The sequence below is a fragment of the Sphingorhabdus sp. genome (genome assembly GCF_044239005.1).
GTDB lineage: Bacteria > Pseudomonadota > Alphaproteobacteria > Sphingomonadales > Sphingomonadaceae > Sphingorhabdus_B.
Genome location: NZ_JBIICH010000084.1, coordinates 1 through 9,896, shown reverse-complemented (window position 1 = coordinate 9,896; position 9,896 = coordinate 1). Strand labels below are relative to the sequence as shown.

General features: G+C 56.3%; 12 protein-coding genes and 1 pseudogene. 6 read left to right on the top strand and 7 right to left on the bottom strand.

Annotated features, from left to right (window positions below; all coding sequences use genetic code 11):
• The 4 genes and pseudogenes from ACILQA_RS07785 to pdxH all read right to left on the bottom strand — a co-directional run.
• Nucleotides 1-227 (bottom strand): annotated as a pseudogene (locus tag ACILQA_RS07785) (hypothetical protein); the annotation flags it as partial.
• Between the two features lie 35 nt (nucleotides 228-262).
• Nucleotides 263-1,060, bottom strand: coding sequence for a PhzF family phenazine biosynthesis protein (locus ACILQA_RS07780; RefSeq protein ID WP_395629183.1), 798 nt, complete (start codon nucleotides 1,058-1,060; stop codon nucleotides 263-265).
• Nucleotides 1,053-2,006, bottom strand: coding sequence for a cation diffusion facilitator family transporter (locus ACILQA_RS07775; RefSeq protein ID WP_395629182.1), 954 nt, complete (start codon nucleotides 2,004-2,006; stop codon nucleotides 1,053-1,055). Before ACILQA_RS07775 ends, ACILQA_RS07780 begins: the two co-directional genes overlap by 8 nt.
• 10 nt (nucleotides 2,007-2,016) lie before the next feature.
• On the bottom strand, nucleotides 2,017-2,613 hold the full coding sequence (pdxH, locus tag ACILQA_RS07770; protein WP_395629181.1) for a pyridoxamine 5'-phosphate oxidase: 597 nt from the start codon (nucleotides 2,611-2,613) through the stop codon (nucleotides 2,017-2,019).
• A 51-nt stretch (nucleotides 2,614-2,664) separates the two neighbouring features.
• Between pdxH and ACILQA_RS07765 the strand changes: the two genes are divergently transcribed.
• The 6 genes from ACILQA_RS07765 to ACILQA_RS07740 all read left to right on the top strand — a co-directional run bounded on the left by ACILQA_RS07765 (nucleotide 2,665) and on the right by ACILQA_RS07740 (nucleotide 7,516).
• Entirely contained in the window at nucleotides 2,665-3,132 is a 468-nt protein-coding gene (locus tag ACILQA_RS07765) for an ABA4-like family protein (RefSeq protein WP_395629180.1), read from the top strand.
• Between the two features lie 56 nt (nucleotides 3,133-3,188).
• The gene (locus ACILQA_RS07760) at nucleotides 3,189-4,106 is read left to right on the top strand and encodes a DnaJ C-terminal domain-containing protein (protein WP_395629179.1); all 918 of its coding nucleotides are present in this window, start codon (nucleotides 3,189-3,191) and stop codon (nucleotides 4,104-4,106) included.
• Nucleotides 4,081-5,061, top strand: coding sequence for a YihY/virulence factor BrkB family protein (locus ACILQA_RS07755; RefSeq protein ID WP_395629178.1), 981 nt, complete (start codon nucleotides 4,081-4,083; stop codon nucleotides 5,059-5,061). The genes ACILQA_RS07760 and ACILQA_RS07755 overlap by 26 nt, the downstream gene beginning before the upstream one ends.
• Nucleotides 5,062-5,068: 7 nt before the next feature.
• Nucleotides 5,069-5,899, top strand: coding sequence for an enoyl-ACP reductase FabI (gene fabI, locus ACILQA_RS07750; RefSeq protein WP_306063637.1), 831 nt, complete (start codon nucleotides 5,069-5,071; stop codon nucleotides 5,897-5,899).
• Nucleotides 5,900-5,965: 66 nt separating this feature from the next.
• Complete coding sequence (aroC, locus tag ACILQA_RS07745; RefSeq protein WP_395629177.1) at nucleotides 5,966-7,042, top strand: chorismate synthase; 1,077 nt, start codon at nucleotides 5,966-5,968, stop codon at nucleotides 7,040-7,042.
• Nucleotides 7,043-7,051: 9 nt separating this feature from the next.
• Nucleotides 7,052-7,516, top strand: coding sequence for a cupin domain-containing protein (locus ACILQA_RS07740; protein ID WP_395629176.1), 465 nt, complete (start codon nucleotides 7,052-7,054; stop codon nucleotides 7,514-7,516).
• Here the strand turns inward: ACILQA_RS07740 and ACILQA_RS07735 are convergent.
• From ACILQA_RS07735 to yidC, 3 genes are all read right to left on the bottom strand, one after another.
• Nucleotides 7,509-8,171: a glutathione S-transferase family protein gene (locus tag ACILQA_RS07735; RefSeq protein WP_395629175.1), complete on the bottom strand. Its 663-nt coding sequence runs from the start codon at nucleotides 8,169-8,171 to the stop codon at nucleotides 7,509-7,511. The genes ACILQA_RS07740 and ACILQA_RS07735 overlap by 8 nt on opposite strands.
• An 11-nt stretch (nucleotides 8,172-8,182) precedes the next feature.
• On the bottom strand, nucleotides 8,183-8,824 hold the full coding sequence (gene yihA, locus ACILQA_RS07730) for a ribosome biogenesis GTP-binding protein YihA/YsxC (RefSeq protein WP_395629174.1): 642 nt from the start codon (nucleotides 8,822-8,824) through the stop codon (nucleotides 8,183-8,185).
• Nucleotides 8,821-9,896, bottom strand: a 1,076-nt coding sequence (gene yidC, locus ACILQA_RS07725) for a membrane protein insertase YidC (protein ID WP_395629173.1), incomplete at its 5' end; no start/stop codon positions are given. The genes yihA and yidC, both read right to left, overlap by 4 nt.

Here is a 9,896-nt window from a genome sequence, read left to right as displayed (position 1 = left end):
GCCATCGAAATCTTGTCGTCCTTATCGGTATCGATCATCCCGAAATACTGGACCAATGGTCCCTGTGCTTCGTCCTTAGCGATGAAGCCGTCTTTATTTGCATCGAGAAAAGCAAAGATTTGCTCGGGTTGCGGCACACCACCGGCCGGTGGCGGCGGAGGCGCGTCCTGAGCCATCGCAACAGGGGACAGGACGAGTGCAGCCAGTATGGCCAATGATTTACGCATGAATAATCCTTTGAACAATGGAATGACTGTGATGGTCAGCCCAAGCTGAACATTCCCTTTACTACCGTAAAACAATGGCCTGACAACCACACACGTTCACCATCAAGACGGCAACCAAGATAACCGCCGCGCGCCGATGCCTGATAGGCAGTAAAATTGTCACGGCCCAGCTCGGCAGCCCAATAAGGCGTCAGGACCGCATGGGCACTGCCGGTAACGCTGTCTTCGTCAACGCCTGCACCTGGAACAAAAACGCGGCTGACAATGTCGGTGTCCTCCCCGCGCGCCGTGGCGGTGAAGCTGTCATCGCCAAGTGTCGCAAGCGCCTTCATATCGGGCTTCAGTGCCAAAATTTCTGCCGCCGTTGCGTAAACGAACATATTATAGCTGTCGGGGTTGCTGCGCATCGACAGGGGATTGCCGCCCATGGCCTGCATCATTTCGGGGTTATTAACCGGCTCCGTCGGGATTGCCGGCAATGCAACGGCATAGGCATCGCCTTCGCGGCGCACTTCCAATATGCCCGCTTTGCGCGTCCGGAATGTCACCCGGTCAAGCGCAGGGTTTTCGCTCAGCACGATATGCCCGCTCGCAAGCGTCGCATGGCCGCAGAGGCGGATTTCAACCTCTGGCGTGAACCAGCGCAATTCATAATCGGCAGCGCCCGTTTCATCGGGCACGTAGAATGCCGTTTCCGCGAAGTTGTTTTCCTCGCCAATCGCCTGAAGCACGGCGTCATCCAACCAGTGCGTGAGCGGCATGACGGCGGCCTGATTGCCGGTGAACGGCCGATCTGCAAAGGCGTCAACGTGATAATATGGCAAATCAGTCATGTGGATGCTCGTGATGTTCGATGGTTTCGGATGGGATGTAACCCATTTCGTCTTTGTGGCCTTCGGGGTCGGGGTGGATCAACACTTCGACGCCGGGGAATTCATCCATCAACGCTTGTTCGACTTCGTCCATGATATGGTGCGCCGCGGCGACCGTCATGTCGGGGTCGACCCAGACGTGAAACTGGCAAAAATCATGCGTACCGCTTGAACGGGTGCGCATATCGTGAATGCCGCGCAGTTCGGGGTGGCGCATGGCAACTTCGATGAAACGCTGGCGCTTTTCCTGCGGCCATTCGCGATCCAGCAATTGGTCCAACGCCAGACGTGCCGCCTTGTAAGCACCCCACAACAGCCACGCTGCAATGGCGATACCGAACAATGGGTCTGCTCCGCGCACACCCATCATCGTATCAAGAACGATTGCGACAATAACCGCAACGTTGAGCAAAAGGTCGCTCTGATAATGCACATGATCGGCTTGAATCGCGACTGATCCGGTTTTGCGGACAACATAACGCTGATAGGCAAGCAGCCCGACTGTCGCCACAATCGCAATGAGCGAGACCCCAATGCCATATTCCGGATGGGAGGTTGGTTCCTGCGTACCAAGGCGCACAATCGCGCGCCATGAAATCAGGATGGCGGACACAATGACAAGCACAACCTGCACCAAGGCGGACAATGCCTCTGCCTTGCCATGGCCGAAACGGTGGTCGTCATCGGCGGGCATCGCGGCGTAACGGACGCTAAAAAGCGTGAGCAACGAGGCGAGAACATCAAATCCGGTGTCCGCTAATGACCCAAGCAGCGCAACTGACCCTGTTTCCGCCGCCGCAAACACCTTAAGCGCAAGCAAGAACAGCGCCATCGACACGCTGGCGATGGCCGCACGTTTGGTCAGTTCACCATGCGCCTGGTGATGGTGGCTATGCCCCAGGCTCATGCGCGGCCCTTCATGGATATAACATGCCCGTCGTCCAGCCGTTGCCGTCGCGTTCATATACCCAGCGTTCGTGCAGGCGGAATTCGCGGTCTTGCCAGAATTCGATGCGGTTCGGGCTGACCATCCAACCCGACCAATGCGGCGGGCGGGGAACGTCTTGGCCTTCAAAGCGGGTTTCTACCGCGGCAAAGCGCGCTTCAAATGTCGCGCGGTCTGCCAAGGGACGCGACTGGTCCGAAGCCCATGCGCCCAGCTGCGAATTGCGCGAGCGGGTGGCGAAATAGGCATCGGCGGTCGCGTCGTCGACGGGGTTTGCTGCACCCTCAATCCGGATTTGCCGCCGCAACGATTTCCAGTGAAACAGCAACGCAACCTGCGCATTGTCGGACAATTGCATCGCCTTGCGGCTTTCAAAATTCGTATAGAAAACAAAGCCACCATGGTCGCCAAGGTCGGGGCCATGGCCTTTCAACAGCACCATGCGGACCGAAGGTTGCCCATCTGCGCCCGTGGTCGCCAATGCCATTGCGTTGGAGTCGTTGATTTCGCTGGTCCGCGCTTCGGCAAACCAATCGTCGAACAGGCTAAAAGGATCAGGTCTTTCCATAGCCAACCGATAGGCTAGACTGATGCGGGTTAAAAGGGGCTAGAATATAAAATGAACTGGGAAATGATATTCGGTGTCGCAAATGCGTGGGCGCTGCTCGCTTGGGTGGTTTTGGCCTTCACCCCAAAGCGCGAACGGGTTGTGCCATATATATTTTTCGCAGGATCGGTGTTGCTCGCCTGCCTCTATGCGGGCCTTATCATCCCGTTGATGGCTGGACTTATCTCCGATGGCGGTCCCGCAGGCCGCCCGTCTGCGGACTTCACGACCTTAGCCGGGGTTATGGCGTTGTTTGACTCGCCGGGCGGCGCAACGATCGGCTGGATCCATTATTTGGCGTTCGATTTGTTTGTCGGTATCTGGATCGCGCGAAATGCAGACCAGCACAAGATTGCACGCTGGCTTCAACTCCCGATACTGTTCTTTACGTTGATGGCGGGGCCGATTGGCCTGCTGCTATATCTTCTGCTACGCCAGATTACCGGTAAAAAACGGGATAACGCCCTGCTTCCGAGTTGACTTGGGGCACTGTAATACCAATGTAAGACGGATAAGCAGGGTAAACAGGGACAAGAATGGCTGATCCTTATTCGATATTAGGCGTTTCCAAAGGCGCGGACGAGAAAGCGATTAAATCCGCTTATCGTAAGCTTGCGAAGGAATTGCATCCCGACAAGAACAAGGACAATCCGAAAGCTTCGGAGCGCTTCAGCGAAATTACGCAGGCGTATGATTTGTTATCGGACCCCAAAAAGCGCGGGCAATTTGACCGCGGCGAAATAGACGAAAATGGCCAACCCCGCTTTGCCGGTGGTAACCCCTTTGGTGGCGGCGGATATAGCCAAGGCGGACCGGGTGGTGGCAATTTCGACTTTGGCAGCGGCGGCATTGACCTTGGCGACATTTTTGATGGCTTGTTTGGCGGCGGCGGGGCCCGTCCCGGTGCTGGCCCACGTCCGCAGCAAGCGCCGCCACCCAAGGGCGCGAATATTGCGTACGAACATTTGGTGTCCTTCACCGACGCGGCAACGCTCGCGCCGCAGCGCATTACGCTGGGCGATGGCAAGACCGTTGAGTTCAAACTGCCTGCCGGCCTCGTCGCCGGACAACAGATCCGCATTCCCGGGCGTGGTCAGCCCGGGCCGGGCGGCAATGGTGATGCTATGGTCACGCTAAAGCTTGGTAAGCACCCAGATTTGGCGCGCGACGGCGACCATATCCGGATTGACCTACCCATCTCGATCAAAGAAGCCGTCGATGGTGGCAAGGTGAAGGTTCCGACCGTCGATGGCGCAGTCATGCTCACCGTCCCCCCGCGTACTAATTCCGGTGCCGTTCTGCGGATAAAGGGCAGGGGCTTCACAACAAAATCGGGTGGACGTGGCGACCAGTTGGTCACGCTTATGATCCACTTGCCATCGGACCCCGCGGAACTGGCACGTCTGGCGGGTGTCCTGCCGGACAATAATGTCCGGGAAAATCTTGGTGTCTGAAATTTCGCCTCTGTCACCGGAGGCACGGGCACATCTTCCTGCGACGGCACATGCCGATGAAAGCGAAGCGACATGGTTTGCGCACCTTGGGCTGACGGGTCAGGTTGTGGAAGTGACCAAGCGTGTCGCCGTTGGTGTGTATAGCGACGGCTTCATTCACGCGGGCAATTTCGCATATCTGTCGTTGGTATCACTTTTCGCATTCTGCGTTGTGGCTGCTGCCATCGCTGGCGCAGTTGGACAAACCGAATCCGGCCTAGCCTTGATTGAAGCATTTTTTGTGACTGTCCCGCCAAGTGTCGGAGCCGCGCTGAAAGAACCCATCGAGTCCGCCATGACCGCGCGCTCGGGGCCATTGCTATGGCTAAGCGCTGCCGTCAGCCTTTGGACAGCGGCCAGCCTGATCGAAACCTTTCGCGATGTGCTGTATCGGTCTTATGGTGCGACACCCAGCCGTGCGTTCTGGCATTATCGATTGGGTTCGCTCGGCGCGATCATCGCGTCGGTTATTCTGGCGATGGTCGCTTTTTCGGCGCAGGTTGTGGTGACCGCGGTTGAGGATCTGGTGTACCGATACATTCCCACCGCGCAGATGGTTTCAGGCTATTTTGCGTGGGGGCGTATCATTCCATTCATTACATTATTTGCCGCAATCTATGTCATCTTTGCGGGTTTAACCCCGTCCAAATATCGGTCATCCGCATTTCCCAAATGGCCGGGGCCAGCATTGGTGAGCATGTGGTGGCTTGGCCTCACGGCGCTTTTGCCGGTTTTCCTGTCGAGCGTCAGCAATTATGACCTGACATATGGCAGCCTTGCGGGCGTCATGGTCGCACTCATTTTCTTCTATCTTATCGGGCTCGGATTGGTGACAGGAGCGCAATTAAACGCGGCACTGGCCAACGCCCATGAAAATGGACTAAAGCAGCGGCAACAAAATTCACCTGACGAATGAGGATTTTATGACAGGATTGATGGCGGGCAAACGCGGGCTGATTATGGGGCTCGCCAATGACAAGTCTCTGGCGTGGGGCATTGCGAAGCGTTTGCATGCCGAAGGCGCGGAATTGGCGTTCAGCTATCAGGGCGAAGTCATGGAAAAGCGCGTTCGGCCATTGGCGGAACAACTGGGTTGTGACTTTCTCATCGATTGCGACGTGGCCGACATGGACAATCTTGATCGCGCCTTTGACACGCTGGCGGCCAAATGGCCCAATATTGATTTCGTGGTCCACGCCATTGGCTTCACCAACAAAGAAGCACTGCGCGGCAAATATTTTGATGTAGGCTTGGACGACTTCCTGATGACAATGAACATCAGCGTCTACAGCTTTACCGCCGTTGCCAAGCGCGCTGCGGCCATGATGAAGCCGCTTGATCCCGAAACCGGTGAAGGTGGCGGATCGATGCTGACGCTCAGTTATTATGGCGCAGAAAAGGTCATGCCGCATTATAACGTCATGGGCGTGGCCAAGGCTGCATTGGAAACGTCGGTTAAATATCTGGCGAATGATGTCGGGCCACAGGGTATTCGCGTGAACGCGATATCGGCTGGACCGATCAAGACGCTCGCGGCCTCGGGCATTGGTGATTTCCGGTATATCCTGAAATGGAATGAACTAAACACACCGCTGCGCCGCAATGTGACCATTGATGATGTTGGTGCGTCGTCGTTGTATTTTCTGTCCGATCTGGGCGCTGGCGTTACCGGCGAAATCCACCATGTGGATGCGGGTTACCACACCGTCGGCATGAAGCAGGAGGATGCTCCTGATATCGACACCACAAAATGATCGCGGGGCATCGCAACGGGTTGGTGCACTATCGTTCGGTACATATGAAGAAGTCGGAATCAGCAGATGAGCTTTAATACTTTCGGACGCGTTTTTCGCTTCACGACTTGGGGAGAGTCTCACGGTCCAGCGCTTGGCGCAGTGGTCGATGGTTGCCCTCCCGGACTTGCCTTGTCCGAAGCGGACATTCAGCCATATTTGGACAAGCGTCGTCCCGGGACTTCGCGCTTCACAACGCAGCGGCAGGAGCCGGATGCCGTGCGGATTTTGTCTGGCGTTTTTGAAGGGCGGACAACGGGAACGCCCATTTCGCTGATGATTGAAAATGTTGACCAGCGGTCCAAAGATTATTCTGACGTGGCCAAGGCCTATCGCCCCGGTCATGCTGATTACAGCTATGACGCAAAATATGGCTTTCGCGATTATCGCGGTGGCGGACGTTCAAGCGCGCGTGAAACCGCTGCACGTGTGGCCGCCGGCGCGGTGGCAAGGGCGGTCATGCCTGATGTCAACATCATCGCTTATGTTGCGGAAATTGGCGGCGACGCCATCGACCGGAACAATTTTGAAGCCGCACAGATCGACAAAAACCCGTTTTTCTGCCCGGACGAAGCTGCTGCCGGTCGCTGGGAGAAACTGGTGGATGAGGCGCGCAAGGCGGGATCATCGCTGGGCGCCGTCATTGAATGCGTCGCCACCGGCGTACCACCCGGTTGGGGCGCACCATTATATGCGAAACTCGACAGCGAATTGGCGTCGGCGATGATGAGCATCAACGCGGTTAAAGGCGTCGAAATTGGCGCAGGCTTTGGTGCCGCGCGTTTGCGTGGTGAAGAAAATGCCGACCGCATGCGGCCCTCTTCGGAAGGTTCGAACCATCCCGAATTCCTCGCGAATAATGCAGGCGGAATTGCCGGTGGTATCTCCACAGGGCAACCCGTGCTGGTGCGGGTTGCGTTTAAGCCGACCTCCTCAATCCTCACGCCCGTGGAAACGGTCACCCGCGACGGCGATGCGACCGACATCATCACAAAGGGCCGTCACGACCCGTGCGTGGGCATCCGCGGCACCCCAGTGGTTGAGGCCATGATGGCGCTTGTTCTGGCTGACCAGAAGCTGCTGCACCGCGCACAATGCGGCTAGGGCTTTCCAGTGCCTAAACTCAACCTCGATGCAATCGCCCAAAGCAATGCAACGGGGTATCCCGCTCCATATGACCGCGAAGTTGAGGGCAGGTGGTGGCGAAGGTTGGCACCGGAAGCGGGTCTGACACAATTGGGTGCAAGTCATGTCGTACTTAAGCCAGGCGGATGGTCATCGCACCGGCACTGGCACCATAAGGAAGACGAAATCGTCATCATCCTTTCGGGCGAAGCCGTATTGATTGAGGATGATACCGAAACGCTTCTGCGGGCAGGCGACATCGCGGCGTGGGCGGCGGGCGAACCAAACGGCCATCATCTGATTAACCGCAGCGATTGCGATTGTGTCTTCATTGTCATTGGCGCTGGCGATCGCGGTGCAGGCGGTGTCTACGCCGATATCGACATGACATTCGGCGATGCGGGCTATTTCCGCAAAGACGGGACGCCTTATCCCAAGGAGCGGATTAAGTAACCGCGTCCTCAATCCGCTGGATCGTCCATGGTTCCTTTGCGGCGGCAGCGTACCATTCTTCCATCCACGGATGTGCCATAATCGTTTCTGCATAGCTTTCGGCAAAGCCGGGCAGGGTGAAGCCATAGGTCACAAAACGCGTCACCACAGGTGCGAACATGATGTCCGCTGCACTGAATGTGCCAAACAGATATGGCCCGTCTTTGCCAAAGCGCGAGCGGGCTTCGGCCCATGTTTGCAATATGCGGACCGCGTCTTTCCGGGTATCTTCGGATATCGTGACGTCGCGAAAGGTCTTGCGCGTATTCATGGGGAATTCACGGCGCAGGGCGGTATAGCCCGCATGCATTTCCGCCGCCATGGACCGCGCCATGCCGCGCGCGACTTCATTTTTGGGCCAAAAGCGATCCCGCCCCACCTTGTCCGCGAGATAATCGATGATCGCAAGGCTGTCCCAGACCACCGCCTCTCCATCCCACAAGGTCGGCACCTTGCCTGATGATGGCGCAAGGTCGTCTTCGCGTTTGCGCTCTTCCCAGCCGTCGGCAAACAACGGAACAATGATTTCATCAAAATGCAGGCCGGATTGCTTGGCCGCAAGCCAGCCGCGCAGCGACCAGCTTGAATAGGCTTTGTTTCCGATAATCAGTTTCATAGGTCCTGACCCTAAGAAGCGACGGCTTCCAACACAGCCGCGCGCAATTCATCAATGCCCCCGCGCTTTTCAGCCGATGTCACCGAAAGCTCTGGATATGCTGCAACATGCTTGCGCAGTTTTGCCATGGTGTCGGCCTCAACCGCTTCGCGATCGGACGCTTTGATCTTGTCGGTCTTGGTCAGCACAATCCGGTAGCTGATGGCGGCTGCGTCGAGCATTTTCATGATTTCATGGTCGACTTCTTTAATGCCATGGCGGCTGTCGATCAGCACAAACACGCGCTTTAACACCGCGCGACCACGCAGATAATCGTTAATCAGATAACGCCATTGCTGCACCGTCTTGATGGGGGCTTTGGCATAGCCATAGCCAGGCATGTCGACGATGCGGAACAACGCCGGTTCACCGACATCGAAAAAGTTCAGCTCTTGCGTGCGGCCCGGCGTGTTGGACGCGCGCGCAAGGTTGTTGCGGTTCACCAACGCATTAATCAGGCTGGACTTGCCGACGTTCGACCGACCCGCAAAGGCGATTTCTGGGACCGTTGGGTCCGGCAGAAATTCCAGCTTCGGCGCTGATTTCAGGAACGTAACCGGACCGGAAAATATCCGGTTCGGTTCTGCTATTCCCGCAATGACATCGGCGCTCACGTTTTTGCCTTGGCTTTCGCTGCCGCTTTTTCTTGCGCATCACGCGCCATCTGCTCGCGCAACACCGGGTGGCGTGAATAGAGCCACTTTTGCTGCGCAATCGACACGATGTTCGACATGACCCAATAGAGCTGAAGTCCAGCGGCAAAAGGTGCCATGATGAACATCAGGAACCATGGCATCACGGCAAATACCTGCTTTTGCACTTCGTCCATAGGTTGCGGATTCAGACGCTGCATCAGCCACATTGTTACGCCAAGCAATATTGGCAAAATGCCAATGGCAATGAACGATGGCGGGTCAAAGGGCAGCAGTCCAAACAGATTGATCGGTGTCAACGGATCCGGTGCCGACAAATCCTTCAGCCACAGCACGAACGGCTGGTGACGCATTTCGATCGACAGCAGCAGAATCTTGTACAGCGCGAAGAAGATAGGAATCTGCAGCAAAATCGGCAGGCAGCCCGCCAGCGGGTTTACCTTTTCATCCTTGTACAGCTTCATCATTTCCTGCTGCAGGCGTGGTTTGTCATCCTTCCAACGCTCTTGCAGCGCCTTCAGCTTAGGCTGAACAGCACGCATCTGCGCCATCGACGCAAATTGCTTCTGCGCCACGGGATACATGAAGCCACGAACGATGATCGTCAGGCCAATAATGGCTAAACCAAAGTTTCCGAAAAGGCCGAACAGCCAATGCAGGATCCAGAAGAACGGAATGGCGATGAACCAGAACCAGCCCCAATCAATGGCATAATCGAGATATGGAATGCCCAGATTCTTTGAATAGGCGTCAAGAACGGCCATTTCTTTGGCACCGGCGAACAGACGCGAGCCGCTGTTAAGGGCCGCACCTGGCGCAACGCTGGTATAACGTGTTGGAATAACCTGCGCCTGATAGACATCGCCGCTGGCACGGAACTTGGCTGATACGGGCGTTTTTTGGTCAGGAATAAGCGCGCCGAGCCAATATTTGTCGGTGAAGCCAAGCCATCCACCCGTGCTGGTGAATGATGCCTCGCCTTTGTTTTCCTCGACGTCGACATAGCCCCAATCATAATTGGGCTTTTCGTCAA